The sequence below is a fragment of the Arthrobacter sp. 260 genome (assembly GCF_013116745.1).
Taxonomy (GTDB): domain Bacteria; phylum Actinomycetota; class Actinomycetes; order Actinomycetales; family Micrococcaceae; genus Arthrobacter_D.
In genome coordinates, this window is sequence record NZ_JABFOE010000003.1 from 191,739 (window position 1) to 217,660 (window position 25,922).

A 25,922-nucleotide genomic window follows, 5' to 3' on the forward strand; every position below is an offset into this window, starting at 1 on the left:
CGCTACGGCGCTTCGGTGGTGGGTGGGGGGCTGGTGGCGGTGGGTACCTCCGCCGCCGGAGGCGTTGTCACCTCGGGCGGACCGGAGGACACCACATAACTGACCGCGCTCCCCGGCTCCACTTCCGAACCTTCGCCGGGGTCGACGCTGAGAACCGTTCCCGCTGGCTCCTCGGACTCCTGTTCACCGGTTCGTGTTCCGCTGAGCCCAGCTTCAGTGAGGGCATCGACCACCTGTTGCTCGGTTGCCCCAACCAACCGCGGAGGTACCGCCACGGTTTCGGGAGCTTCGGGGCCGATCGACGCAGTGACAGTAACGCTATCGCCGGGCCTCAAAGATCCGACGGGCGCCACGGTGATCACAATGCCTTCCTCGACAGTGTCAGAATTTTCTTCCTCCACGACTGGTTCAAGACCTCGGGACCGAAGATCTGCAACCACTACATCAACTGAACGCCCCACAAACTCGACAGCGCTGATGACGATTTCCGGGGCCTCAGTGGTTTCAACAGGCTCGGTGGTCGGCTCTTCTGACGGGGTCTCCGATTCGGTTTCCGTCGCGGACGCGCTGGTGGAGGGACTGGCGGAAGTTGTTGTTGCCGGGGGGACGGTTGGATCGTCGTCGGCGCCGGTGAGGACTGGCCAGAGAAAGAACAGCCCTACAGCCAGGCCCACCAGCAGGAACAGGAGTACCAGAGGTATCAGCCACGGACTGCGTCCACGGGATTCCTGGGCTGGCTCGCCCCGGTCGATCTCCTCTTCCTGCCATTCGCGGGATGCACCTACGGCCCCTGCACCGGCTGCGGCACCGACGATGGGCATTGACGAGGTCGACGTCGGGACCACCCGGGTGGCCGACGTCGCCGGAGCGGGGACTGGCGCGGTGATGGGGCCAGTGTTGCCACCGAAGAGCAGCATCCCGGGAACGGCGGCCTCCGCCGCGCGGATATCGTTCCTTCGGATGGCTGCGACCGCTTGAGCCAGGAGCTCGGCATCTGCTGGACGGTCGGCCGGGTCCTTGGCCAGCATGGAGGCAATGAGTGCCCGAACCGGCCGCGGAATGGTTTCCGGGAGGGGCGGTGGGGCGTCGTTGACCTGGGCCAGGGCGATCGCGATCTGCGATTCTCCGGAGAATGGGCGCCGGCCAGCAAGAAGTTCATACCCAATCACACCGAGCGCATAGATATCACTTGATCCGGTGGCCGCCTGTCCGGTGGCCTGCTCAGGAGCAAGGTACTGGGCTGTCCCCATCACCTGCCCGGTCGCGGTCAGCGGCACTTGGTCTGCCAGTCGTGCGATACCAAAGTCGGTGATCTTGACCCGTCCGTCCGGAAGGATGAGCAGGTTGCCCGGCTTCACATCGCGGTGCACCAGTCCCTGGCGGTGGGCAACCGACAAAGCTGTCGCCGTTTGACCGACGATCGACAGGGTGCGGTCCGGTGAGAGGATCTGTTCGCGTTCGATGATGGTGGACAGCGGCTGGCCAGGAACCAGCTCCATCACGAGGTAGGCGGAACCGCCTTCCTCGCCGTAGTCGAAGACATTGGCAATTCCATCGTGGTTGAGCAGCGCAGTGTGACGTGCTTCGGCGCGGAAGCGGTCAAGGAAGTTGGGGTCACCCGTATATTCCTCCTTGAGAATCTTTATGGCAACCTCGCGGCCCAGGACCTGGTCCATTGCCTTCCAGACCTCGCCCATTCCGCCAATGGCGATCCTGTCGGTCAGCTTAAACCGACCGCCTAAGGTGATACCTGATGTAGGTCTCACTTATTCAACACCGCCTCAATCAATTGCTTTCCGCTTGGACTTGTTAGTTGGCCACCCGTGGCGATGTCAACGTTCTGCATCACGATCGACACGACTACCTCCGGGTTGTCAGCAGGAGCGAACCCGGTGAACCAGGCGTTATCTCCCTGCCCCGACACTTCGGCCGTACCAGTTTTTCCCGCCACCTCGACACCGGGAATTGCGGCAGCCCGTGCGGTGCCGTTGTTGACGACATTGACCATCCAGTCTGTGAGCTGGTTGGAAGTGTCAACGCTCATCGATTCGCTCATCACCTCCGGCTCGGGGGCACTGATCCGTTCGAGGTCGGGGGCACGCAGGGCCTTGATCAGGTTCGGTTTCATCAGGACCCCGTCGTTGGCGATTGCCGCATTTACCATTGCCATTTGGAGTGGGGTGACCCGGACGTCGAACTGGCCGATGGCCGACTGGGCGAGCTCGGGCTCGGAGGGTGCTTCAGGGAACTGGCTTGCCTCGACCCGGACTGGGATACCGAAGGTTTCGCCGAAACCGAAATCCTGCGCCTGCTCCAGGACTGCCTCGGCGCCAAGGTCCCACGCGATCTGTGCGAAGGGAGTGTTGCACGACTGTTCCAGAGCGAACTCGAGATTGGCGGTTGTCTGGGACGCACATCCACCGTTGACGAAGTTGGGGAGGCCCACGTCGGTGCCGGGGAGGTCCAGGACTGCAGGGTTGGGGATAACCGATTCGTCGTCGAAATCTCCGGACTCCAGCGCGGCCGCGGCAACCACCAGCTTGAAGACTGACCCCGGCGCCACCAGGGATTCGGTGGCCGGATTGAAGTAAGGGGAGAGCCCGGGAACGGAGGATAGTTCCTCAAGGTTTTGCAACACAATTGACGTGTCGTGTCCGGCCAGGAGATTCGGGTCGTAGGAGGGTTTGGACACCATAGCGAGAATGTTGCCTGTTGCGGGCTCCATCACAACGATTGATCCCTGCTGGCCATCCGGAATCAGGTCCCAGGCGAGCTGCTGGATTTCCGGGTCGATGGTGAGTTCGACCGAGGCCCCCTGGACCTGTGCCCCCGAGAAGAGTTGGACGATACGGTCGTAGAACAGCTCATCGCTGGTACCTGACAGCTCGTCCGCCATCACGCTTTCCAGATGGGTGGCGCCGTTGGCCAGCGAATAGAAGCCGGTGAGGTGCGCGTAGAGGTTCGGCTCGTTGTAGACGCGTTGGTAGTTGAACTCGTCGTTGGAAGGGACGGATTCTGCGATGGCGCGCCCGTCCACCAGGATTGACCCGCGGTTCTTTCCGAAGTCCTGCAGCAGGGAGCGGTTGTTCCAGTCGTTGTCGCTCAGTGCCTCGGCTTCGAAGAACTGGACAAAGGTGAGGGACCCGAGGACCAGGGTGAACATGGCAAGTGCTACCAGCCACGCGCTTCTTATTGCCTGGTTCATGGGGAGACCTCCCTGGACTGGCGGGTGAGCGACCCGGTGCGGAAATCCTGGGCGTCAGGGAAGGAATCCTTCATCGGTCCAGTGACCGCCGGACGGCGAGCCGATTCAGAGATGAGAAGCAGGATGGCGACGATAATCCAGTTGGCGAGCAGCGATGAGCCGCCCGCTGACATGAACGGTGTGGTGAGACCGGTCAGGGGTATCAGGCGGGTCACGCCGCCCATCACGACGAAGCACTGAAGAGCGATGGTGAACGACAGCCCGCACGCCAACAGTTTGCCAAAGCCGTCCCGGGTACCCAGCGCGGTGCGGATGCCACGGGAGACCAGGAGAACGAAAAGCATGATGATGCCAAAAAGTCCGATCAGGCCGAGTTCCTCACCGAGGGCAGCGATGATCATGTCGCTGTTGGCGTAGATCACCAGATCGGGCCGCCCCTCACCGAGACCTGTCCCAAAGAGTCCACCGTTGGCCAGTCCGAAGAGCCCCTGGACCACCTGGAAGCTACTTCCCGCTTCCCGGTTGAAGACCTCCGGGTCGAAGGCGTTGATCCAGCTATCGATGCGCAGCGAAACGTGGCTGAACAACTGGATCGCGGCGAACCCGCCGGCAATGATCATCAGCAAACCAATGAGGATCCAGCTAAACCGGCTGGTGGCCACGTAGATCATCACCATGAACAGGCCGAAGAACAGCACCGACGACCCCAGGTCGCGTTGGAAGATCAGGACTCCGATGCTGACCAGCCATGCGACAACCATTGGGGCTAGGTCCTTGAACCGCGGCAATTGCAGCGGGCCGACTTTTTTCCCGGCCAGCAGGATCAGATCCCTATTGGTCGATAGATAACCGGCGAAGAATATGGCAAGGGTAATCTTCGCGATCTCCCCAGGCTGGAACGTTCCGAAACCCACATTAATCCAGATGCGTGCGCCGTTAATCTCCAGGCCCAGAGGCGTCAGGGGAAGCAGGAGAAGGACGGCGCTGGCAATCAGTGAGATGTAGGTAAACCGGCGGAGAACCCGGTGGTTCTTGAAGACCAGCAGGACCGCGATCGATGCTGCCATGGCAACCGATGTCCAGAGGAACTGGCTTTCGGCGACGGTCGTGTCATTGGCCAAATCGATCCGGTAGATCATGGCAAGCCCTATACCGTTCAGGGCGATCACGATCGGAAGTATTACCGGGTCGGCATATTTTGCCCTGAATCGCAACACCAGGTGGAAGATCAGGGCTAGGCCAGCGAGGACGCCGCTCTGGGTCCAAAATGCCGAGTCCAGCGGGTTGTCCTTGTCCAGGCCAACGATGAGGTTTGCGCTGATGGCCACCCCCAGGGCTACCACCAGGAGGAGCGCTTCAATGTTGCGCCGGGACTTGGGAACGGTCAGGACGTCACTCATGAGGTCTCATCTCGGCAGTCCTGTGTATCACCCTGGGCGGCCTCTGCACTGCTTTCGGGGCTGGGGGTGCTGCGGGTTGGTTCGTCGGAAGGGTCCGTGGAACGGGTGGGGGAAGCGGAAGGCTCGAGGGATGAGTCAGCTGAGGGCGAATCCGATGGGTCATCGGAGGATGAGGGCGAGGCCGACGGGGATGGCGATGGTGATTCGGGTGGGCAGGCCACGGCACGCAGGTCACCGCGGAGATCTTCGACAATGCGCTGGGCGTGCTCAAGGTCGGTGGCAGGAAGTGAACTCGCCACCCGGGCGCGCTGGTACTCGGGGAGGTTCGAGACGGGGATGTCTGTCTCCTGATCGAGGTGGCTCAGGCGCACCGGACCGATAGTCTGCGACACGCCATTGAAAATGGCGACGTTGTCCTCGTACTCGGCAACGTAATACCGGGTCTGGGTCCAGGCGTAACCGAACCAGAGCACCGCAACAAGAATGAGAGACATCAGGCCCAGGAAGGCAGGGATGAGCCAACGCTTGCGCATCCCCGAGGACTCATCGGCGTCGTCCTCTGGAACTTCGCTGTCGGCACGGTGGGTGAGCATCATGGCGGCGCGGCGCTCGGTAGTGCGTTGCGTGACAATCGGAATCTGACCGGTTTCGGTGGCCAGGGCCGCTGATCCGACGAGCATGTGGGGTCTGGTGGAAAGGTCCTGACGGATGACGTCGGCGCGGATGGCGGTGCCTGGCGAGGGATCGAGCGGAGTGGAATCGTCCTTCTCTCCCGCTGCTTCCTTGGCTGGTGGGATTGTGGTGAGCGCGGCGGTGCGGAGGTCCTCCGGGGTGGTTTCGGCGATCTCGACGACGGCGATCGTGACGTTGTCGGGGGAACCGCCGGCGAGGGTCAACTCGACGAGGGTATTGACACAGTCTTGGAGGTCAGCCGTTTCACGAACGATGCGTTCGATCAGGGTGTCGTTGAGCACGGCGTTCAAACCGTCAGAGCACAGGAGCCATCGCTCACCCGCCGTGACCTCGAAGGACTGAAGGTCCAGTTCAGGACTTGCGTCGACGTCCCCCAGGACCCGCATCAGCACGTTTTTGTGGGGGTGAACGTCTGCTTCCTCAGGCCGGAGCCGTCCTTCGTCGATGAGGCGCTGCACAAACGTGTGATCGACGCTGATCTGCTCAAACACGTCATCCTTGAGCCGGTAGGCCCGTGAATCCCCGATATGTGCGAACTCCAGGCGGTCACCGTTGAGCAGCAGGGCTGTCACAGTGGTTCCCATTCCTGCCAGCTGCGGGTTGACGCTGACCAACTCGGAGAGAAGCGAATTGGCGGTCTGGATTTCGTCAGCGAGCTGATTTGCTGCTTCGCCCTCGTCATAGTCTTTCCGGTCCAGGTGAACCAGGTCCAGGACCGTCGACGCAGAAGCGATGTTCCCGCCTGCGTGACCGCCCATGCCGTCTGCCACCACCGCCAGGTATCTTCCGACATAGGCGGAGTCATCATTCTTGGCGCGGACCATACCGACGTCTGAGCGTGCAGCGAAACGCATGATGTAGGCCAACGCTATGACCTCAATTCAATGACCGTCTTACCGATCCGGACAGGAACGCCCAGATCAACAGGCAACGCGCGGGTCAGTTGGCTGCCCGCGAGGAAAGTGCCGTTGGTGGACCCGAGGTCCTCGATGAACCACCGGCTCCCCTGGGGGAAGAGGCGTGCGTGGCGGCCGGAGGCGTAGTCGTCCTCCAGGACGAGGGTGGCCTCCTGGGCGCGGCCGAGCAGGATGGGACTCGATGCCAGTTGAAGTGTGGTTCCCTGCAACGGACCCTCCGTCACCACGAGTGTCCTCGCGGTGGTGCGGGGCGGTGCTTCCTCGACCAGCTCCGGGTGCTTTCGCACCTGTCGTGCCGAGGGCGTGCCGAGGCGGTTACGACTACCCACGACCAGATCTCGTCGGAGCGCGCTCACGACGCTGATGACCAGGATCCAGATCAATACGAGGAAGCCGTACCGCAGCACCGTGAGGGTCAGTTCACTCAGGTCACTCATTCCTAACGGCCACCATTCGGCACTGGGATGAGGCGGAAGGTCATCCGGGTGCGGCCCATGGTGATGATCGACCCATCCGACAGGTCAGCCTCCCCATGGACGCGCTGCCCATTCACGAAGCTGCCGTTGGTCGATCCGAGATCGACGGCCCGGGTGCTTCCACCGTGAGTGCGGATCTCGAGGTGCTTCCTTGACACGCCGGTATCGTCGACCAGGATGTCGGCTTCCGACGAGCGGCCCAGAATGATCGATCCGGCGTTGAGCGAATACCGCTGCCCGTCGAGGTCGAGCACTGGCTGAAGCCGCGTCGGTTGACGGGTGGGGGCGTTGGGGGTGGTCGGACGCCGGGGACCCGCCTGCTTCTCAGTCGCCGAATCCACTTCAAACACGCCGGCCTTCAGTTCCACGTCGCGGGTAAAGGACACCTTGACTGGGCCACGCAGGGTGTAGCCCTGGCTGTTGACGTGTTTGATCACGACGTCGCACAGTTCTTCAGCGAGCGTGGCGCCCCATTCCTGGGCCAGCGCAAAGTCCGACTCCGACAGGCGGGCAGTGAACACATTCGGGGCAAGTGTGCGCCCCTCAGCGAGGGTAATGGATTTGTTGTCCAGCTCCCGGCGCAGTGCGCTGGCGATCTCGACCGGTTGTACCTGGGACCGTGACCCAGTGGAGAAGGCGCCACGGACCATCTTTTCCAACCCGCGTTCGACGTTGTCCAAAATACCCATCTGCTGCCTCCTCACCGTTCGACTGGCTGGTTGGTCGTTCCACCAACCCACAGCCCAAGTTTGTGTGCGAAGGCATGGTCAACGTACGACATGATCAGTTCGATACTACTGGGGACCTCTGGAAAAGGCCTTAACCGGCGATTTCTGCCGGGAACTATGTGATAACGATTCTTCTACCCGTGACACTGTCCCACTCCACATAGCCGGCACCTACTGAGCTTTGACCAGTCGTTTAGGTTATTTCACTGATGCTCCGTTATGCTTATTTCTGCTGTTCGTGGAGCTCTTCAAGGTAGTTGTGAAGAGTCCAGAGTGGTTGCGCGCGAGTGGCGGAACGGCAGACGCGCTGGCTTCAGGTGCCAGTATCCGAAAGGGTGTGGGGGTTCAAATCCCCCCTCGCGCACGGTAAGACCCCCGGTTATCCGGGGGTCTTTTTCGTTAAACGCCGGCTGGCTCCTAATCGTTGACATCCTGGGGGAACACACTCTCCGGATACTCTTTCCAGGTTTCGCCTCTGCGCTGCACAGGTTGACCTGCCAGGTTGTCTCCCCGCCTGTAGGCGCGGCCCGCCGCCCCCGGAAGCCTCACGGGCACCGTCCAAGTGTTCAGCGCACGTGCACGTTGAAAGTGGGCAACGAGTTGGTGGGCATCCAGAATTTCCGGACCCGCCAGATCCGGCACTCGTTGCGAAGGTTCGCCCAGCGCACGGGCCACGAGTTCCTGGGCGACTGTCTCTGCTGAGACCGGTTCGAGTCGCAGTCCGCTCGGTACTGGAATCAAAGGAGACTTGGTCAGAACCCCCAGAGCGCCACGGACGAAATCGTGTACCTGCGCAACGCGGATGATCGTGTACGGAACACCCGACGTTTTGACAGCTTCTTCTGCTGCGAGTTTCGTCCTGAAATAGTTGATCGGCATGATGTCGGCGCCGATCACCGAGATCAAAATCAGATGACGGACGTCGGTGGTCAAGGCAGCGCTGACAAGGTGCCCGGCAGCCAGGTCATCACCCTTGGCGCCACCGGCTAGGTGAATCACCACGGGCGCGTTGCTCAGAGCTGCCTGCAGGCCGATCCCGCGAACCGTATCGCCGAGCAGGTGGGTGACCCCAGCGGAGTGGGCAGCACCCGCCGGCTGAGGGTTTGCACCTGGTGTCCACTATCCGAGAGTTTCCTGACCACCCGGCGTCCAAGAGTACCTGTGCCTCCGGTGACCAGAACTGGTCCGCTTGTGGTGTCAAACATGATCGCTCCTCTCCAAGTGGTCGGGTTGGTCCCGTCATAGACGTGACGTTTCGACGAGAGAAAATGTGACATGGGGGTGAGGTTTAGGTTGCCCCACGGTTGGCCTACTGGAAATCCCGTGATTTGGTGGTTGCTTTCATGGTGAGGCCCTCAAACTTGTCAGCCACAATATTCACCACACCCTCTGAAGACCTTTCCAGCATGCCCCGTACCAGTACACCACTGGACTCCCTGGCGATACGCCGATACCTCTGCCACACCCCGACCGAACAGATAACATTCACCAGTCCTGTTTCATCCTCAAGGTTCATGAAGGTGATACCACTTGCTGTAGCGGGTCGTTGCCGGTGTGTGACCACACCTCCTACCTCGACCCTTCGCCCTGATTCGGCACTAATGAGGTCCTCTGCTGTGAGGACACCCCGTTTCGTCAGCGTTGATCTGAGGTGGCGAACCGGATGGTCATCCGGGGTGATGCCGGTCGACCATAGGTCGGATGCGACTCGGTCAGCGGCTGTCAGATCAGGGAACAGCGGCGGTTGGATGTAAACGGTTGTTCCCTTTAACTGACCAGCCCGTTCTGTCGATGCAGGGCCTGCGTTCCAGAGGGCCTCCCGTTCTGTTAACCCCATTGATTCAAATGCTCCGGCAGCAGCCAGAGCTTCGAGCTGGGAGGCATTGAGTTCAGTGCGGCGTGCCAGATCGGCCATGTCGGTGAACACTCCGTTGGTCTGTCTTTCGTTGACAATCAGTTCAGCGATCCTGGTCCCGATCGACTGGACGCTATCAAGACCCAACCGCACGGCGAAGTTGCCATCCCGGCGATGATGCGTGGAATCGAAGGGAACTTTTCTGTTAAATGGACCGACCGGGGGTTGCTTCTGGTGGAGGCAGGAGTCAATACCCGTGGGGGATCCGCCGGGTTCACCCGTGCCCGGTACTGGCTCAAGGTCAGCATGTACCCCTGAGTGCAGGAGATCTGGCCGGAGGACTGTCACCCCGTGACGGCGTGCATCAGCCACCAGAGTTTGCGGTGAGTAAAAGCCCATGGGTTGTGCACGCAGTAAAGAGGCAAGGAATGCTCCCGGATAGTGCAGTCGCAACCAAGCGCTGGCATACACCAGAAGAGCGAAGCTAATTGAATGGCTTTCAGCAAACCCGAAATTCGCAAAAGCCTGAATCTTCAGGTAAATCGAATCCGCTGTCTCCCCGGTGATCCCATTGGATGCCATCCCGGCGTAAAGCTTGTCCCGCAGCGTATCGATGCGCTCCAGACCACGTTTGGACCCCATCGCCCTGCGCAATTGATCAGCGTCAGCACCGGAACAGTTTCCGACCACCATTGCCATCTGCATGAGTTGTTCCTGGAACAACGGAACACCAAGTGTTCGTTCAAGTACCGGCTCCAGCTTGGGATGGAGATACGTGACCTCCTCCTCTCCGAGTTTCCGCTTGATATACGGATGCACGGCACCACCCTGGATGGGTCCTGGCCGCACCAACGCCACCTCAATGACCAGGTCGTAAAATTCCCTGGGTTGGAGTCGGGGAAGCATTCCCATCTGGGCACGGCTTTCCACCTGGAACACACCGATGGAGTCAGCGAAGCAGAGCATGTCATAGACACCCTGCTCTTCCTTGGGGAGGCTGTGCAGGTCCCACTTTTCACCGAAGTGTTTCTCAGCCAAATCGAAGTTGTATTGGATGGCGGCAAGGATTCCCAACCCCAACAGATCAAATTTCACCAGGCCCATCCACGCGCAATCATCCTTATCCCACTGCAGAACTGTTCGACCCTCCATCCGTCCATGCTCGATGGGGCATACTTCACCGACTGGCCTGTCAGTGAGTACCATCCCCCCTGAATGGATACCCAGATGGCGTGGGAATTTCAGGACACTTTGTGCCAGCTGGACTACAGTGTCGGGAATGTCATGGTCCTGGCTTGAGACCAGTGCTCCCCAACGTTCCACCTGTTTGGACCAGGCGTCCTGCTGTCCTGGACTATGGCCGAGGGCTTTGGCCATGTCACGAACGGCAAATTTGGGACGATAAGTGATGACATTGGCAACCTGGGCAGCATTGAACCTCCCGTACTTGTTATAGACATACTGGATAACTTCTTCGCGGCGATCGGAATCAAAATCGACATCAATGTCTGGCTCCTCATCGCGCATGCTGGACAGGAAGCGTTCAAACGGAAGGTTGTACAGAATCGAATCGACTGCCGTGATCTCCAACAGGTAACAAACTGCCGAGTTCGCAGCCGATCCCCGACCCTGGCACAGGATCCCCCGGTTCCGGGCGAAATGGACCAGGTCATGAACGATCAGGAAGTAACCGGGAAAATTCTTGTCCTCAATGACGCGGAGTTCCTTTTCGATCCGGTCCTCGACGTCCCTCCGCCCGGGATACAGCTTCTCTGCACCTTGCCACACCAACTTCCTTAGGTAGCTCATCTGGGTGTGGCCGTCAGGGAGGGCAAGGTTGGGCAACCCGGGTTTGACGCTCCGCAGCCGGAAGGCCAGGTCATCAGCCAGGTCGACTGTTCGTTCAACTGCCCCGGGAAAGGCGGCGAACCTGGCAGCCATTTCTGCACCGCTCCGCAGATGAGCAGCCCCGGCAGCGGGTAGCCAACCGTCCATCGCATCAAGGCTTCTTCTGGCTCGTACAGCAGCCAGCGCAGTGGCGAGCCGGTGCTGGGCAGGGGATGCATAGTGCACATTGTTGGTGGCAATAGCTGGAAGCTTCAGCCGCTCAGCAACGGCAGCCAACTCATCATTCAAAGCACTGTCCAACGGGTTTCCCTGATCAATGAGTTCAACGGCTACGTTGTCTTTGCCGAATAGGTCAACCAGGTGTCCAACAGCTGCCTCCGCACCGCGCCTCCCATCTCGGACGAGGGCCTGGCGGACGGTGCCTTTTCGGCAGCCCGTAAGGATCATCCAACTGTTCGCTGCATGTTCAGCCAATGAGCGATAACTGTAGGTCGGCTTTCCTTTCTCCGCGCTATTGCCCAGCTGTGCAGTGGTGATGGCTCCAGCCAGATTGCGGTACCCCTGCGCACCACGGGCAAGAATAAGCAGATGGCTACCTTCCGGGTCAGGTACCCCGTTTTGTGGTTTCGGCAGATCAAGTGAGAGCTCAGCCCCAAATACGGTGGATAACTGGGGGTATTTTTCGGCAGCTTCCGCCAGGTGAACCACACCATAGAATCCGTCATGGTCGGTTAATGCGAGCCCATGCAGCCGCAACCGGTGCGCCTCCTCTACCAACTGTTCAGGGCTTGAGGCGCCGTCGAGGAAGCTGAAGTTTGAATGAACGTGCAACTCTGCATAAGGGACCACTGGACCCGTAGGTTCCGGTTCGGTCAGTTGAGGTGGCAAATAAGGTTGACGTTTGTGGGACCATGCTGGGCTGTCACCACCGTCGGCTCCGGTGGGAGGGGCGCCGGGGCGGCTACGGTCTGAAAGAGTACGTTCGAACTCCGACCACGAAATGGGGGGATTACTAAATCCCATGGCCCCCCCTGATCATTCTGGTAGTGGCTGCTGGACTAGTCATAACTGGCTTCTGCCCACCATTGGTGATCCTCCAGCAGCAGCAACCAGGCTGCCCCCGTGGCATCGACCAGCTGGAATCGATTGAGTGTTCGGCCTGAAGAGTCCCACCAGCGTTCAGTGACAGGCCAGGGACCAGCCCAATGATGAACAGTCATCCTTACTGTCGCACCGGGGGGAGAGAATTCACTGGGTACAGTTATGAGCATTCCCCGGGAGTCAACGTCAACTGAACCTCCCTGAGTATCCAGAACCTGTACCTGTTGGGGCTCATCGAAGACCGTGGCTGGAGCGGGGCCAGGAATTCTTCCAGGCCAGGGCTGGCTTTTCTCCATCGCTGTCAGAGGATTACCGGCTGGTGAATCCCCCCAGGGGATAAACACCCTGCGGTCCTTGAGCATCCGACCACCGGCAATCGAAGCTGTCAGAACCGCCCCATGACCCAACATGCTTTGGACCCGGGCAAGACCATGATGAATGCTTTCATCCGGCCCGGTACCCCAAAGTCCATCGGCATGATCCCCGAGATCCTCAACGGTCTCGGGAATGGTGTGAACCCGGGTAATCCCCGAGTGCAACCCATGCTCAATCAAGCCTCCACCCTGCAGTTGCCACCGCACGCGATCAAGGACGTCGTCGGCATCGAACCAGCGTGGATGCCGCCACAGACGGTCCGAAACCTCACCCGATTCCGAATGCAACACCACCCTCAAAACGGTGCAGACGAGACCTGTTTCACGAAGCCTTTCCACAAAGCGGTCAGCGGCAGTCCTGAAAGCAAAAGCCAGCTGGTCTATCCGTACCAAAGCCGGTTCGAAGTCAACTGCAACATCCAATTCCGGCGGGGGAGTTCGCGCCACCACACTGCGGTGGTCAAGGCCGCATGCTTTCCGGTGGGCAAGGGCACCTTCGATTCCGAACCGGTTACGCACATCTGTTGCATCAAGGGCAGCAAATTCACCGAGCGTTCTGATTCCTAGACGCTTCAACAGCACAGTGAGCCTTGGTTCCTCCAACACCTCCAGCGGGAAAGAACCCAGAAACTGGGCAGATCCTCCTGCTGGGACCACCCAGATGGGATCCTGCTCCACCCCCACCAGCACTTCGGTGGCACGGGCGGCGTGTTCCGCAGCGAACGGTGAATCAGCGATACCGATCCTGGCAGCGGTAAGGCCCAGGGCAGTCAGGGTGGCGATGAGTGCAGCAGCAGCAAGTGACTCCCCACCGTAGTATCTGCTGGGGCCCTGGGTTTGGATGGCGCATAACCCCGGCCTCACCAACTGGACTCCCGGCATGATCTGCTCTATAGCGGTTACCACTGGTTCGAAGACCCGTTCATCAAGATCAGGATCATAATGTTTGACGGTCAATGCAGGGCACCGCGCCTGCGCCTCACGGACCCTCAGGCCCCGCCTTACGCCGTCCAGGCGGGCTGCCGGAGAACAGGCGAAAACTTCCCCCTTATCGATGAGGGCAAGCGGGGCGTTCTCTGGAATGGCGAGATCACGCAGAATTGCCGTGATCGGCCAGTCCGGGCACCACAGCATCATGGTTCTGGTGGCACTTCGTCCAGGGGCCAGGATAGGTGCACGCGAACCCATCAGGCACTCACCATTGTTGGGACAAAGCGGTGGGTATCCCTAAAGTTGTCAGCACCGTCCAGTTGGGGCCACCCGCCATGCTTCAGTTCGGCCAACGAAAGGTCGGTGCTGCGTGAACGACCATTGTTTGCCGTGGCGGTGATTCTGAACTGACGGGTCTGAAGGTGGCCCGATCCCGTGCCCAGGCCTCCCCACCTGTTGTCGGAAACGCTGAGCACAGCCTCGCTTTGAGGCCAGGACCCGATGCTGATAAGAGCTGCACCACGTTGCCTCAGCCTGGCTTTGAGCCGGGCAGCATCCGATCCAGTGATGGTGGCCGGTGCCCTGGTCAGAATGATCGACACTACATCCACCATTGCTGCTGTCACGGTGAGCCACTGGCTATCCACGTGGGGAATGAGGATGAGCCGTTCAAGTTCGATACCCAGATGGGCTGCGGCCTCAACACTGAAATCGGGGATTCCAATCACACTGCACCACGCACCAGATCCGGAGGGGCCGGCAAGGAGAGCCATCGCCAGAGTGGAGGAGTTCTCCACCGAGTAGGTGCCTCCTGCCATCAAGCCACCACCGGGAAGGATCCGGCCAAGTGCGGGAACAGTAGGCAATCTCCGGGAGCCCAGTCTGCTGCCTTGCATCTGGTTGATCTTCTCCTGCAACAAAGAATGATTGCCTTGAGACTCGGCTGGATCGGTGGAGAACAGGTCCTGACCCATGGGGTAACCCGGCGTGTTAGCGGGGCGGGTGGCTACAGAACTCACCCTTTAATATTCGAATATATGTTCGATTAAGTCAATCGGTTTCAGCAGCCTCTACGCCGGTCAAAATGTTGCTTGTCGCTACCCCGGAGTACCCTATCCTCATGTGCGGACGTTTTGTGGTGGCAGGATCGGACCAGGATCTGATCGACCTGTTTGACGTCGACTTCGTCGACAAGTTTCTTCCGGTTCCTTCCTACAATGTGGCACCTACTGACACCGTGCGGATTCTGCTGGAGAGGCTCGATGAGGCAGCTGGTGACCCTATCAGGCGGCTCACCACTGCACGGTGGGGATTGGTGCCCTCCTGGATGAAGGATCCCAAGAAAGGCCCTCCCCTGATAAACGCCCGTGCAGAGACCATCCTCGAAAAACCTTCCTTCCGCACCGCGGCTTCCCGACGACGCGGTATCGTCATGGCCAACGGCTACTACGAGTGGGAAAAGGGCCCAGAGGGCAAGATCCCCACCTATCTACACGGTGAAACAGATGACATGCTTGCCTTCGCTGCACTCTACGAATACTGGCCGGATCCAGCACTACCTGAGGACCACCCCGAGAAGTGGCTGCGCAGCTGCACCATCATCACCACCACGGCCAGCGATACCCTGGGGCACATCCATGATCGAACACCGCTGATCCTGCCGGCCGAGCTTTACTCCGATTGGCTGGACCCCAAGCTGACCGCAGGTGCTGATGTCCAAGGCCTGATGGATGCCATCCCGGAACCCAGGCTGGTACCCAGAGTTGTCGGCAAAGCTGTCGGATCGGTTCGCAACAACGGTCCCCAGCTGATCGAACCGATCCACACCGCATGACAACTCCCTCACAGGATTTTTCGGTCCTGGTCATCAGTTCCCACCGCGATCAACACCTCACAAATCTTGTCTACGGTCTGAACCGCTCAACCCTGAAGCCCACCGAACTGGTGATCGTCTACATGGACCAACCAAACCCGGCGACGATCGAGTCGTCGATCCCGGTCCGGGTGGTGCACATCTCTCCCACCGGCAGCTCTACCCTTCCCCTCGCCGCCGCCCGTAACGCTGCGGCGCAGGCTGCTTCGACAGATACACTCATTTTCCTTGACGTGGATTGCATTCCTGCCAGTACCCTGTGCGAAACCCTGCTGAGGGACCTACACAGTGTCGGTGGCCTGGTCATGGCACAGCCCAGATACCTTGGCCCTGCCGGCTTCCCCCCAGCCGAGGGCGACGACGGTCTGATGAGGGCATCGATTCCCCACCACGCACGCACCTCGCTGGCGCCGCCAGGGGGTGAGCCGCCGGCCGCAACCGACCGGTATGAGCTTTTCTGGTCTCTCGGGTTTGCCGTAACAGCAGCGGATTTTGAACTGATCGGCGGGTTTGATGAGTCCTTCACCGGTTACGGCGGCGAGGACACTGATTTTTCCTTCACTGCGCGGAACAAAGGTGTGCGGCTGTCGTTTTCCTCAGCCACCATGTTCCACCAGCACCACGGGGTCTCCCGGCCACCCCTGCAGCATTTTGCCGATATCGTTGCAAATTCACAGGTATTCAATGAAAAGTGGGGGAGGTGGCCCATGACTGGCTGGCTGGCAGCCTTCACGGACCGTGGGTACCTCAGGTGGATGGACGAGGCACCCACAATCGAAGTGATCCGCCACCCTACTCCCGGAGAAGTGGCTGCGGCGCGGGTGGATGCTCCGTATTAGGAGCCAGCCGCAGCAGCCCGGGAAACCAGGTCGAGGAACGAGTCCCTGAAGCTGTCACTGCTGACAAACAGCTCCCGCTTCAACGCTTCTGGATCAGTCGCCGCTGCCTGCTGGAGAAGCTCAGGCCAGGCTGCGCCGGACCACGATTCAGCCATCGGAATGCCTGCGGTGTCTCGCAGTGCCCGTGCGAAGGCTGCCTGCTCGGCGAAGGGGCGCTCCTCCGGGACCAGAATGGTTGGGCGCCCAGCAGACGCCGCTGCAGCGACCGCGTGGTAACCGGCCGAGGTGATGATGATGTCCGCGCGTGCAAGCTCTGGCCGAGGATCGGCGAGAACACCCAGCAGCCGCACATTTGCCGGCAGATTGGCTGATCCAGTGCTCAGACCCACCACATTCCACTGCCAGTCGGGGCAGGATCGGGCAGCTTCGGCAAGCTCAGTGGCACTCACGCCGTTGCCTCCAAGGCTGGTTTGTACGGTGATCACCTTCCCGCCATTATGGTCCTTCGCCGCTCCGGGCTCTCCGGTGGGAGCGAGCATCCCCAAATAGGTGGTCCGGTGCCCAAACCTTTCCAGATAGGCGGGATCCTCGAGCTCCCGTGGGTAATAGGCGAAGAGGCCGGTCGCGGAAGCGTAAGCCGCTTCGTGGGCAGGATCCCAGCGGTCGCCCGGCATGCGCCGGTAGAGCACAGGGTAGCCACTGAGCCGGGCGAAGACTGCTGCCTCAGCAGAGACATCAATGACTACTACCTGGGGATCGAAATCCTGCCACGCCGCCTGCAACTCGGCGAACCGTTGCCGGATGGCGGGGTTGGTAGGCGTGTAGTGCAGAAACTGGTCCCCGGGCACGGGGTAGGGGGCGCCGTCGGGCCAGGTATCGGCAGTGAGGTGCGCGAACTTGGTCTGGGGGATACCGGACAATCCGTCAGGCTCGGTGGATCCGGTGACCAGAAGGTTGACTGCTTGCAGGCGTGCGATGTTCATCGCATGCCGCAGGTGCCCTGACCCGTGGTGATGGGCGTAGTAGGCGACCCGGGGCCTTGGCGTTTCGGGATTCACCGGAGGGGGTGCCACAGGGAAATTCAATCCGGCCTCACCACCTAGGACGCCACCATGTCGGCGTCGTCGAGGACGCCCGAGCCCACCAGGTCGCCGAGGTGCTGTTCATACCGGGTCATCATCGTTTCCACGGAGAACCGCGCGGCGGATGCACGTACCTGGCGGTTGTCGAGGGTGCGGGACTGTACTACGGCGCGGGCCAGGTCGGCTGCCGAGAACCCTGCTGCGACCACACCACCCCGATCGTCAATGATCTCGCCCATCGCACCGCAGGGCAGGGCGGCAACGGGGGTGCCGCAAGCCATGGCTTCGACGGTGGTCAGTCCAAAGGGTTCGGCCCATAGTGGTGAAGCGATAAATACCGTACCGGACCCCAGAAACGCGGCAAGCTGGCTATGGTCCAAATGGCCCACATGCTCGACCGACTCACTCAACAGCGGCGCAATGGTCCGGTTGAAGTAGTCCTGGTCACTGATGGGTCCGGCGAACCGGATGCGCATCCCGGCAAGGGCAGCCGCCTCGATGGCTACGTGCAGACCCTTTTCCGGAGTAATCCGGCCAGCCCAGACGGCAACGCTCGGGTGGCGGTCCGCTGCCGCATCCGTACCCCATTCCTCCAGGCGGATTCCATTGTGGACCACATCGATGTCGCGAAGGTGGTGCCGCCACTGCCGGGCGTTGGCCGCGGAGACGCTCACTACCCGGTGCGCCGACTGCCGATTGTGGGTCTGGGCATCGAGCGCTGCGGTCACGCGTGGCAGGGGTGGAGTATGCAGAATGGTGAGCATCGGGTGGGCCGGTGGCGTGAGATGAGGCAGGGCGCTGAGCGAATTGTTGATGACGACGTCGAATGTGCCCTCGTTGATTAATTGCAATGTTCTGTTCTGGGCCTCGTCCAGGAGACGGGTCTGGGCTTCCCTGGCCGGCCCCTCGGGATACCTGGTGAAGCTGAAGCCTGCGTCCAGCACGGACATCAGGCGGGCTGATGTGCGGCTGCCGCCCTTGGCGAACAGCGTGACAGTGTGTCCGCGTGCCGACAATTCCTCAGCCAGCAGCGCAGTATGCATTTCCAGCCCACCGGGGAAGGGGCTGGCGATGGGATGGTGCAGGTGGGCCATGACGGCAATGTTCAACGGTTGAGCAAGCAGCATAATGGTAAGTATGCTTCATTTCCGTGAAATGTCGACCCGGTGTGGCGCTTACCACTTAATTTTTGGGGTTCTCCGAGTGCAGCTTCTTGGCAATGAGATCCTGTTTCCGGACCGCCGCGTGAGTTGACCGCTCAGCGACCAACCACTTGGGTGGTTCCGCCAGCAGGGTGGTGATGTCAGCCGTCGTCAGCGCCTCGGTAACCCCGCCCCGCGCCAGTCCGCTGATGGAAATGCCGAGCTTCTGGGCTACCACCGGGCGGGGGTGGGGGCCGTTGCGGCGCAGCTCCGCGAGCCATTCCGGCGGGTTCTGCTGCAGCTGATTGAATTCCGCTCGGGTGACCTCGCTGTCCTGGAAATCCTGGGGTGCGGCTGGCAGGTAGATTCCCAGTTTCTTCGCCGCGGTGGCGGGTTTCATGGTCTGGGTGCTTTTAGCGGGGGTCATCCCTTAACCCTAGCTCCCCCGGCTGCCTCCGGACTGCTCTCCGCACGCATTCCGGCGAAGAACGCGGCCAGCTCAGCGTGAGCATCCAGCGGTAGCACGTGCGCCACGTACTGGTCTGGCCGGACGACAACGATGGCGCCACCGCGGTCCACCCCGCGCAGCTCGAAAATGTCGGCGGCTGGATCGCTTCCGAAGACCTTTTCCAGGTAGTCCAGTTGGAAGGGACCCACCTGGGGTTTGAACACCGCAGGGACGGCATTGATGTCGATGCTCTGATGGTCCTGCTGATAGATCACCCTGACATCGAACCACGCGTCGTCGTCCAGTCCCACAGGGGTTGCGGTGAGTGGGGATTCGGGCGAGGTGCCAAGCCAATCAGCCAACGTGGCCACTTTCGACGGTGTTCCCGGCAGGGGCTGGTCGGCAAATACGTAGATTCTCCAGCGTCCGTCGGCGGTCGCCTGATGGCCCAGGTGCAGAGGATTGGTATCGCAGACACGGACCACCGGTGCAGACTTGAACCGCTTGCCGATCGGAAACCCTGCCGCGAGCTCCTGGTGAACGCGTGCGCCCACGATCAGGGAAGGCGTGTATTCGGTCATGAAGCCAGCAGGAAACTCCATGGTGGAGGTGTAAAAGTTCTCCAGCTCGGCCGGATCCTCAAACTCCTTAGGTTTCCTGGCCATCAGTGAGGACCACTGCTTGTCGAAGTCGATTAGATTCTTCGCCACGACCTGACGTTCGGCGGAGTAGGTGGACAACAGGCTTTCGGGACTGCGTCCTTCCAGGACATGCCCGAGTTTCCAGGCAATGTTGAACCCATCCTGCATCGAAACGTTCATACCCTGACCAGCCTTGGCACTGTGGGTGTGGCAGGCGTCCCCCGTGATGAAGACCCGTGGGGTACGGGTACCGATCTCTTCCGGGAGGACATCGTCGAACCGGTCCGTGAGCCGGTGGCCCACCTCGTACACGCTGTGCCACGCGATGTTGCGGACGTCCAGGGTGTAGGGGTGGAGGATCATGTTGGCCTTTGCGATGATCTCTTCCACTGTGGTGCTGCGGATCCCGCTCTTTGTGTGAGCATCGACGTCACCCAGGTCAACGTACATCCGGAACAGGTGACCGCCCTCCCGCGGAATGAGGAGGATACTCCCACCTGAGCCGGACTGGATGGCGCACTTCAGCCGGATATCGGGGAAGTCGGTCGCCGCCAGCACATCCATCACCCCCCACGCATGGTTCGCGGCGTCTCCGGCGAGGGTACAGCCGATCGCGGCGCGGACCTTGCTGCGGGCACCGTCGGCACCGATCACATACTTGGCCCGCACCGTCTGTTCGGTCCCCGCAAGCGGGCCTGCACTGTGGGTCAGGGTGACGACAACCGGGTAGTCGCCGTCGTCGGAGACGGTGAGGCCGGTAAATTCCAGGCCATAATCGGGCCTCATCCGGGCGGGGGAGTTGGCCATGAATTCAGCGAAATAGTCCAGGACGCGGGCCTGGTTGACGATCAGGTGAGGAAATTCGCTCACGCCGGCAGGGTCATCCAGTGGTCGCGCGGTCCTGACAATACGCGTTGGATCCGCTGGGTCCGGCTTCCAGAACGCCATCTCGGTGATCCGGTATGCCTCGGCGGTAATCCGTTCGGCGAACCCAAATGCCTGGAATGTTTCGACACTGCGTGCCTGGATACCGTCTGCCTGACCGATGGCGAGCCTGCCCGGCCGACGTTCGACGATGCGAGTGGTGATGCCCGGGAATTGGGACAGTTGGGCGGCGGCGAGCATGCCTGCCGGCCCGGTGCCAACGATCAGGACGTCCACCTGGCTGGGCAGCTCCTCTGGTCGGTTGACACCTGATCCGGCGGCTGCCTGGATGCGGGGGTCTCCTGATACGTAGCCGTGATGGTGGAAGTGCACGGGCTGTCCTTACTCACATCTTTGTGACACAACTTGTGAATTTGCAGATCGATGTTCTCTATTTGAACGGCTGATCCAATAATCGAATGACGCTCAAACTGTATGACGAATATAACGCAGGTCACAATAACCCGGAGGCGCCGGGTGGTTGACGTGCCCCACGTCACACACGCTAGGATATCGTATACGATTTCGAACAATCTGCCGGATGAGAAGGAGAACGCTGCAATGGGAACCGCCTCCCAGACCACAGCATTGACCAGCGAGTTGCTTGCACGTACCCGCAAGGTCATTGCCGTCCATCTCAACTACCCCAGCCGGGCTGCCCAGCGTGGACGCACTCCCCTGCAACCCTCCTATTTCCTGAAGCCCCCAACGTCGCTTGCGCTCGGATCAGTCCAGACCCCAGGAGTGGTTGAGCGTCCTTTGGGTTGTGAACTGCTCGGGTTCGAAGGCGAGATAGCCCTCATCATCGGGACCAGGGCGCGGCGTGTCGCCCCCGAAGACGCCTGGAGCCATGTCGCGTGGGTCACCGCCAGCAACGACCTCGGCGTCTATGACCTTCGCTACGCCGACAAGGGATCAAATGTCCGCTCCAAAGGGGGCGACGGGTTCACTCCGGTAGGCCCTCTCCTGATCCCGGCAGACGCCGTCGACCCCGCGTCGCTGCGGATCCGCACCTGGCACAACGACCACCTGGTCCAGGACGACACCACGGCCGACCTTCTCTTCCCGTTTGCCCGGCTGATTGCCGACCTGTCCCAGCTCCTCACGCTTGAGGAGGGCGACATGATCCTCACCGGGACACCCGCGGGCGCTTCGGTGGCCCACCCTGACGACCTGGTTGACGTCGAGGTCACCGCGGGAAGCTATAGCAGTGGACGCCTGAGGACCCAGGTGGTGGAAGGATCGACGCCGTTGGCGGACTTCGGTGCTGGCCCCAAACCCGATGACACCCAGCGCGAGGAAGCCTACGGATCGCGTGATGCGGCAGGACTGGCACCGCTGAAAGGGGCGCTGTCGCCGGACCTGCTGAAGAAACTGGAAAGCGTTGCCACTGCCACCCTTTCTTCCCAGCTGCGCAGACGGGGTTTGAACAACGTCAGCATCGACGGACTGCAGGCCACCAGGCCCGACCGGCGCGTGGTCGGTCTCGCGCGCACCCTGCGCTTCGTGCCCAACCGGGAGGATCTGTTCACCACTCACGGCGGTGGCTTCAACGCACAGAAGCGGGCCATTGACTCGGTCAATGAGGGCGAAATCCTCGTGATGGAGGCACGCGGGGAGAAGGGCACTGGGACAGTCGGCGACATCCTCGCCATGCGGGCCCAGGTGCGCGGGGCAGCAGCAATCATCACCGACGGCGGTGTCCGGGATTACTCGGCGGTGGCTGATCTCGAGATGCCCACCTACTTCGCCAACCCTCACCCGGCGGTCCTCGGCCGGCGCCATGTCCCGTGGGATACCGACATCACGATCGCGTGCGGAGGGGCGACCGTTCAGCCCGGCGACATCATCGTCGCCGACGCGGACGGCATCCTGGTGATCCCCCCGGCCCTGGCAGAGGAACTGGTGGAGGACTGCATCTTGCAGGAGCAGGAGGAGACCTTCATTCTCGAAATGGTGAAACAGGGAAACGGCGTGGACGGGCTCTACCCGATGAACGCCGACTGGAAGGCGAAGTACGCGCAGTGGGTTGCCACAGGAACCCCAGGTGACTGACGCCGTCGTCGCGCGGCGGCCCGGGATCCTGACTAATGATGAGACCGCGCCGGGTAGCAAGTCCGAGCGGGCCTACACAGCGATCAAGGCGCAGATTATCCGGGGCACGTACACCCCCGGATACCGGTTGGTGCTCGCCAAGATCGCCGGGGAGCTGGGGTTCAGCGTGGTTCCCGTGCGGGAGGCCATCCGGCGTCTCGAAGCCGAGGGATTGGTGTCGTTTGAACGCAACGTCGGAGCCACCGTCGCGGGAATCGATCCGACCGAGTACCTCTACACGATGCAGACCCTGAGCATCATCGAGGGCGCGGCCACGGCCCTGTCCGCACCACTGATTGATGCGGTGGAGATAGCCCGCGCCCGCGCTGTCAATGAGGAAATGCGCCAGTGCCTGGAGAACTTCGATCCAGTCCGCTTCACCGCACTCAACCAGGAGTTTCACGGCATCCTGTTTGAGCACTGCCCGAATCCGCACATCCTCGATCTGGTGCGCCGGGGGTGGATCCGGCTGGCAACGCTGCGGTCCTCAACCTTCCGGTTTGTCCCCGAACGGGCCCAGGAATCGGTCCAGGAACATTCCGCCCTGCTCCAGCTGATCGAATCATCCGCCGACGCCGACACGATCGAACGTTTCGCTCGCCGCCACCGCTCCACCACCCTCGATGCCTACCTCGCGCAGGCAACGCACCCCGCCACAGAACAGCAGTCAGGAAAACCATGACCTCCACTGTCCCCGCCTCCACCCATTACATCCCCGAGAACCTGCCCAGCCACCTCCAGCACTACATCAACGGGCACTTCGTTGATTCTGTCGGCGGCGGGACCTTCGACGTGCTGGATCCGGTGTCCAACACCAACTACGCCACCGCGGCCGCAGGCCAACAGGAAGACATTGACCTCGCCGTCGCCGCAGCCCGGGAAGCGTTCGTCAACGGCCCGTGGCCCCAGATGAAACCCCGTGAGCGCGCCAGGATCCTCAACCGGATTGCCGACGCCGTCGAGGCCCAGGAGGTTCGGCTGGCAGACCTTGAGAGCTTCGACACCGGCCTTCCCATCACGCAGGCCAAGGGCCAGGCCCTGCGCGCGGCCGAGAACTTCAGGTTCTTCGCCGACCTGATCGTTGCCCAGTTCGACGACGCCATGAAGGTCCCCGGTTCCCAGATCAACTACGTGAACCGGAAACCCATTGGCGTGGCCGGGCTAATTACGCCGTGGAACACCCCGTTCATGCTGGAATCCTGGAAACTGGCCCCGGCCCTTGCCACCGGCAACACGGTGGTGCTCAAACCCGCCGAGTTCACCCCGCTCTCCGCCTCCCTGTGGGCCCAGATCTTCAAGGACGCCGGACTACCTGACGGGGTCTTCAACCTGGTCAACGGCCTGGGCGAGGAGGCGGGGGACGCGCTGGTCAAACACGCCGACGTGCCGTTGATCTCCTTCACCGGCGAGACCACCACCGGTCAGACGATTTTCCGTAACGCTGCCGCCCACCTCAAGGGCCTCTCAATGGAACTCGGGGGGAAGTCACCCTGCGTGGTGTTCGCCGACGCAGACCTGGACGCGGCTATCGACTCAGCGCTCTTCGGCGTCTTCTCGCTCAACGGTGAACGGTGCACCGCCGGGTCGCGGATCCTCGTGGAACGGGCCATCTATGACGACTTCTGTGACAGGTATGCGGCGCGCGCGAAGGCGATCGTCGTCGGAGACCCGCATGATCCGAAGACCGAGGTGGGAGCGCTGGTCCACCCCGAGCACTTTGACAAGGTTGCCTCCTACGTCGAGATCGGGAAGTCTGAGGGTCGGTTGCTGGCAGGTGGCGGGCGTCCGGAGCACCTGCCGGAAGGCAACTACATTGCTCCGACGGTGTTCGCCGACGTCGCACCCAACGCCCGGATCTTCCAGGAGGAAATCTTCGGCCCGGTCGTGTCGATCACCCCCTTCGAGGACGACGACGAAGCCCTCGCGCTGGCCAACAACACGAAATACGGGCTTGCTGCCTACATCTGGACGCAGAACCTGACCCGTGCCCACACCTTCTCCCACAACATGCAGGCGGGAATGGTGTGGCTCAACAGCCACAACGTCCGCGACCTCCGCACCCCCTTCGGCGGGGTGAAGGCGTCAGGACTGGGCCACGAGGGAGGCTACCGCTCGATCGACTTCTACACCGACCAGCAGGCGGTCCACATCAGTCTCGGTGCCGTCCACACCCCGAAGTTCGGCAGCATCGCCGACCCGTCCGCAGTGCGGCGATAACTCGCTGCCCGCTGCCAGAGACACTGCTCAAAGAAGAGAGTTCATGATGACCAACTTCGTTCCCACGCCCACCGTCCCGGCACCCGACATTGTCAGGTGCGCCTACATGGAAATTGTTGTCACCGACCTGGTGCGCTCCCGGGGGTTTTACGTCGACGTCCTCGGGCTTCACGTCACCGAGGAAGACGAAACCACCATCTACCTGCGCTCGCTGGAGGAGTTCATTCACCACAACCTGGTGCTTCGCCAGGGGCCGGTGGCAGCCGTCGCCGCCTTCGCCTACCGGGTCAAATCCCCGGCCGAGGTGGACGCCGCAGAGGCGTACTACACGGAACTCGGGTGCCGGGTTGAACGCCGGAGGGAAGGTTTCACCAAGGGCGTCGGCGACTCGGTCCGGGTTGAGGACCCGCTGGGCTTCCCCTACGAGTTCTTCTACGACGTCGAACACGTGGAACGGCTCACCCAGCGCTACGATTTGTACTCGGCGGGTGAGCTGGTGCGCCTGGACCATTTCAACCAGGTCACCCCCGATGTGCCCCGCGGACGCAAATACCTTGAGGACCTAGGCTTCCGTGTGTCGGAGGATATCCAGGATTCCGACGGCGTCAGCTACGCCGTCTGGATGCACCGCAAGCAGACAGTCCACGACACCGCGCTCACGGGTGGGAACGGACCGCGAATGCACCACGTTGCGTTCGCCACCCACGAAAAGCACAACATCATCCAGATCTGCGACAAGATGGGGGCCCTTCGCATCTCGGACCGGATTGAACGCGGACCCGGTCGGCACGGTGTATCCAACGCCTTCTACCTCTACATCCTCGACCCGGACGGGCACCGCATCGAGATCTACACGCAGGACTATTACACGGGTGACCCGGACAACCCGACGGTCACCTGGGATGTCCACGACAACCAGCGCCGCGACTGGTGGGGCAACGCGGTTGTCCCCTCCTGGTACAGCGAGGCATCACTGGTACTGGACCTCGACGGGAACCCCCAGCCTGTCGTCGTCCGCGAGGAAAAAAGCGAAATGGCTGTCACCGTAGGCGCAGACGGGTTCTCCTACACTCGCAAGGACGCCGATGACGCTGACGGCGAGCAGCGGGGTTTCAAATTGGGAGCGCAGCTGTAG

21 protein-coding genes, 1 tRNA gene and 1 pseudogene are annotated in these 25,922 nt (G+C 61.3%); 8 read left to right on the forward strand and 15 right to left on the reverse strand.

Features of this window, described 5'->3' with window-relative positions:
• Window positions 1-2 precede the first annotated feature (2 nt).
• The 6 genes from HMI57_RS05240 to HMI57_RS05265 are packed head-to-tail and all read right to left on the reverse strand — an operon-like array spanning window position 3 to window position 7,380.
• Window positions 3-1,766: a protein kinase gene (locus HMI57_RS05240; RefSeq protein WP_171584883.1), complete on the reverse strand. Its 1,764-nt coding sequence runs from the start codon at window positions 1,764-1,766 to the stop codon at window positions 3-5.
• Window positions 1,763-3,205 (reverse strand): penicillin-binding protein 2, encoded by a 1,443-nt coding sequence (locus tag HMI57_RS05245; RefSeq protein WP_171584884.1) that lies wholly within the window; start codon window positions 3,203-3,205, stop codon window positions 1,763-1,765. Before HMI57_RS05245 ends, HMI57_RS05240 begins: the two co-directional genes overlap by 4 nt.
• Window positions 3,202-4,605: an FtsW/RodA/SpoVE family cell cycle protein gene (locus HMI57_RS05250; protein WP_171584885.1), complete on the reverse strand. Its 1,404-nt coding sequence runs from the start codon at window positions 4,603-4,605 to the stop codon at window positions 3,202-3,204. Before HMI57_RS05250 ends, HMI57_RS05245 begins: the two co-directional genes overlap by 4 nt.
• On the reverse strand, window positions 4,602-6,152 hold the full coding sequence (locus HMI57_RS05255) for a protein phosphatase 2C domain-containing protein (RefSeq protein WP_225667818.1): 1,551 nt from the start codon (window positions 6,150-6,152) through the stop codon (window positions 4,602-4,604). Before HMI57_RS05255 ends, HMI57_RS05250 begins: the two co-directional genes overlap by 4 nt.
• A gap of 14 nt (window positions 6,153-6,166) precedes the next feature.
• Window positions 6,167-6,652: an FHA domain-containing protein gene (locus HMI57_RS05260; protein WP_275690913.1), complete on the reverse strand. Its 486-nt coding sequence runs from the start codon at window positions 6,650-6,652 to the stop codon at window positions 6,167-6,169.
• A 2-nt stretch (window positions 6,653-6,654) separates the two neighbouring features.
• Window positions 6,655-7,380, reverse strand: a complete 726-nt coding sequence (locus HMI57_RS05265) for a DUF3662 and FHA domain-containing protein (protein WP_171584886.1) — start codon at window positions 7,378-7,380, stop codon at window positions 6,655-6,657.
• 320 nt (window positions 7,381-7,700) lie between these two features.
• Here HMI57_RS05265 and HMI57_RS05270 point away from each other — a divergent pair.
• Window positions 7,701-7,783, forward strand: a tRNA-Leu gene (locus HMI57_RS05270).
• Between the two features lie 53 nt (window positions 7,784-7,836).
• Here HMI57_RS05270 and HMI57_RS05275 read toward each other — a convergent pair.
• The 3 genes from HMI57_RS05275 to HMI57_RS05285 form a co-directional block, all read right to left on the reverse strand.
• Window positions 7,837-8,478: an NAD(P)H-binding protein gene (locus HMI57_RS05275; protein ID WP_171585030.1), complete on the reverse strand. Its 642-nt coding sequence runs from the start codon at window positions 8,476-8,478 to the stop codon at window positions 7,837-7,839.
• Complete coding sequence (locus HMI57_RS05280; protein WP_171584887.1) at window positions 8,433-8,624, reverse strand: NAD-dependent epimerase/dehydratase family protein; 192 nt, start codon at window positions 8,622-8,624, stop codon at window positions 8,433-8,435. Before HMI57_RS05280 ends, HMI57_RS05275 begins: the two co-directional genes overlap by 46 nt.
• 104 nt (window positions 8,625-8,728) lie before the next feature.
• Complete coding sequence (locus HMI57_RS05285) at window positions 8,729-12,145, reverse strand: error-prone DNA polymerase (protein WP_171584888.1); 3,417 nt, start codon at window positions 12,143-12,145, stop codon at window positions 8,729-8,731.
• 476 nt (window positions 12,146-12,621) lie between these two features.
• Between HMI57_RS05285 and HMI57_RS19015 the strand changes: the two genes are divergently transcribed.
• Complete coding sequence (locus HMI57_RS19015) at window positions 12,622-13,164, forward strand: hypothetical protein (protein WP_228720962.1); 543 nt, start codon at window positions 12,622-12,624, stop codon at window positions 13,162-13,164.
• 147 nt (window positions 13,165-13,311) lie between these two features.
• Here HMI57_RS19015 and HMI57_RS19020 read toward each other — a convergent pair.
• Window positions 13,312-13,785: pseudogene (locus HMI57_RS19020) on the reverse strand (DNA polymerase Y family protein); the annotation flags it as partial.
• On the reverse strand, window positions 13,785-14,546 hold the full coding sequence (locus HMI57_RS05295; RefSeq protein ID WP_216607125.1) for a hypothetical protein: 762 nt from the start codon (window positions 14,544-14,546) through the stop codon (window positions 13,785-13,787). The pseudogene HMI57_RS19020 and the gene HMI57_RS05295, both read right to left, overlap by 1 nt.
• A 101-nt stretch (window positions 14,547-14,647) precedes the next feature.
• Between HMI57_RS05295 and HMI57_RS05300 the strand changes: the two genes are divergently transcribed.
• Together HMI57_RS05300 and HMI57_RS05305 are read left to right on the forward strand one after the other, a co-directional pair.
• The gene (locus HMI57_RS05300; protein ID WP_171584890.1) at window positions 14,648-15,361 is read left to right on the forward strand and encodes an SOS response-associated peptidase; all 714 of its coding nucleotides are present in this window, start codon (window positions 14,648-14,650) and stop codon (window positions 15,359-15,361) included.
• Window positions 15,358-16,239, forward strand: coding sequence for a galactosyltransferase-related protein (locus HMI57_RS05305; RefSeq protein WP_171584891.1), 882 nt, complete (start codon window positions 15,358-15,360; stop codon window positions 16,237-16,239). The genes HMI57_RS05300 and HMI57_RS05305 overlap by 4 nt, the downstream gene beginning before the upstream one ends.
• On the opposite strand, the gene HMI57_RS19490 is transcribed toward HMI57_RS05305, so the two are convergent.
• Genes HMI57_RS19490 through HMI57_RS05325 form a run of 4 tightly spaced genes read right to left on the reverse strand, consistent with a single transcriptional unit; the run spans window position 16,236 to window position 20,809 of the window.
• The gene (locus tag HMI57_RS19490) at window positions 16,236-17,312 is read right to left on the reverse strand and encodes a glycosyltransferase (RefSeq protein ID WP_171584892.1); all 1,077 of its coding nucleotides are present in this window, start codon (window positions 17,310-17,312) and stop codon (window positions 16,236-16,238) included. The genes HMI57_RS05305 and HMI57_RS19490 overlap by 4 nt on opposite strands.
• A 26-nt stretch (window positions 17,313-17,338) precedes the next feature.
• Entirely contained in the window at window positions 17,339-18,448 is a 1,110-nt protein-coding gene (locus tag HMI57_RS05315) for a glycosyltransferase (protein ID WP_171584893.1), read from the reverse strand.
• A 55-nt stretch (window positions 18,449-18,503) separates the two neighbouring features.
• Window positions 18,504-18,890 (reverse strand): DUF5997 family protein, encoded by a 387-nt coding sequence (locus HMI57_RS05320; protein ID WP_171584894.1) that lies wholly within the window; start codon window positions 18,888-18,890, stop codon window positions 18,504-18,506.
• Window positions 18,887-20,809, reverse strand: a complete 1,923-nt coding sequence (locus HMI57_RS05325) for an FAD-dependent monooxygenase (protein WP_171584895.1) — start codon at window positions 20,807-20,809, stop codon at window positions 18,887-18,889. Before HMI57_RS05325 ends, HMI57_RS05320 begins: the two co-directional genes overlap by 4 nt.
• 228 nt (window positions 20,810-21,037) lie before the next feature.
• On the opposite strand from HMI57_RS05325, the gene HMI57_RS05330 reads away from it, so the two are divergent.
• From HMI57_RS05330 to hpaD, 4 genes are read left to right on the forward strand one after another with little or no spacing between them, the layout of a single operon-like run.
• A complete protein-coding gene (locus HMI57_RS05330; protein ID WP_171584896.1) occupies window positions 21,038-22,531 on the forward strand; it encodes a fumarylacetoacetate hydrolase family protein in 1,494 nt (497 codons plus the stop codon).
• Between the two features lie 25 nt (window positions 22,532-22,556).
• Window positions 22,557-23,252, forward strand: coding sequence for an FCD domain-containing protein (locus HMI57_RS05335; RefSeq protein ID WP_171585031.1), 696 nt, complete (start codon window positions 22,557-22,559; stop codon window positions 23,250-23,252).
• Window positions 23,249-24,787, forward strand: coding sequence for a 5-carboxymethyl-2-hydroxymuconate semialdehyde dehydrogenase (hpaE, locus tag HMI57_RS05340; RefSeq protein WP_171584897.1), 1,539 nt, complete (start codon window positions 23,249-23,251; stop codon window positions 24,785-24,787). Before HMI57_RS05335 ends, hpaE begins: the two co-directional genes overlap by 4 nt.
• Window positions 24,788-24,833: 46 nt before the next feature.
• Window positions 24,834-25,922 (forward strand): 3,4-dihydroxyphenylacetate 2,3-dioxygenase, encoded by a 1,089-nt coding sequence (gene hpaD, locus HMI57_RS05345; protein WP_171585032.1) that lies wholly within the window; start codon window positions 24,834-24,836, stop codon window positions 25,920-25,922.

Excerpts from the sequence above, each read along its gene's own strand:
- HMI57_RS19015 (WP_228720962.1), top strand. The coding sequence starts at position 12,622 with ATGACCCAACATGCTTTGGACCCGGGCAAGACCATGATGAATGCTTTC.
- HMI57_RS05300 (WP_171584890.1), top strand. The coding sequence starts at position 14,648 with ATGTGCGGACGTTTTGTGGTGGCAGGATCGGACCAGGATCTGATCGAC.
- HMI57_RS05305 (WP_171584891.1), top strand. The coding sequence starts at position 15,358 with ATGACAACTCCCTCACAGGATTTTTCGGTCCTGGTCATCAGTTCCCAC.
- HMI57_RS05245 (WP_171584884.1), bottom strand. The coding sequence starts at position 3,205 with ATGAACCAGGCAATAAGAAGCGCGTGGCTGGTAGCACTTGCCATGTTC.
- HMI57_RS05255 (WP_225667818.1), bottom strand. The coding sequence starts at position 6,152 with ATGCGTTTCGCTGCACGCTCAGACGTCGGTATGGTCCGCGCCAAGAAT.
- HMI57_RS05315 (WP_171584893.1), bottom strand. The coding sequence starts at position 18,448 with ATGCTGCTTGCTCAACCGTTGAACATTGCCGTCATGGCCCACCTGCAC.
- HMI57_RS05265 (WP_171584886.1), bottom strand. The coding sequence starts at position 7,380 with ATGGGTATTTTGGACAACGTCGAACGCGGGTTGGAAAAGATGGTCCGT.
- HMI57_RS05280 (WP_171584887.1), bottom strand. The coding sequence starts at position 8,624 with ATGTTTGACACCACAAGCGGACCAGTTCTGGTCACCGGAGGCACAGGT.
- HMI57_RS05330 (WP_171584896.1), top strand. The coding sequence starts at position 21,038 with ATGGGAACCGCCTCCCAGACCACAGCATTGACCAGCGAGTTGCTTGCA.
- hpaE (WP_171584897.1), top strand. The coding sequence starts at position 23,249 with ATGACCTCCACTGTCCCCGCCTCCACCCATTACATCCCCGAGAACCTG.
- HMI57_RS05260 (WP_275690913.1), bottom strand. The coding sequence starts at position 6,652 with ATGAGTGACCTGAGTGAACTGACCCTCACGGTGCTGCGGTACGGCTTC.
- HMI57_RS05285 (WP_171584888.1), bottom strand. The coding sequence starts at position 12,145 with ATGGGATTTAGTAATCCCCCCATTTCGTGGTCGGAGTTCGAACGTACT.
- hpaD (WP_171585032.1), top strand. The coding sequence starts at position 24,834 with ATGACCAACTTCGTTCCCACGCCCACCGTCCCGGCACCCGACATTGTC.
- HMI57_RS05250 (WP_171584885.1), bottom strand. The coding sequence starts at position 4,605 with ATGAGTGACGTCCTGACCGTTCCCAAGTCCCGGCGCAACATTGAAGCG.
- HMI57_RS05320 (WP_171584894.1), bottom strand. The coding sequence starts at position 18,890 with ATGACCCCCGCTAAAAGCACCCAGACCATGAAACCCGCCACCGCGGCG.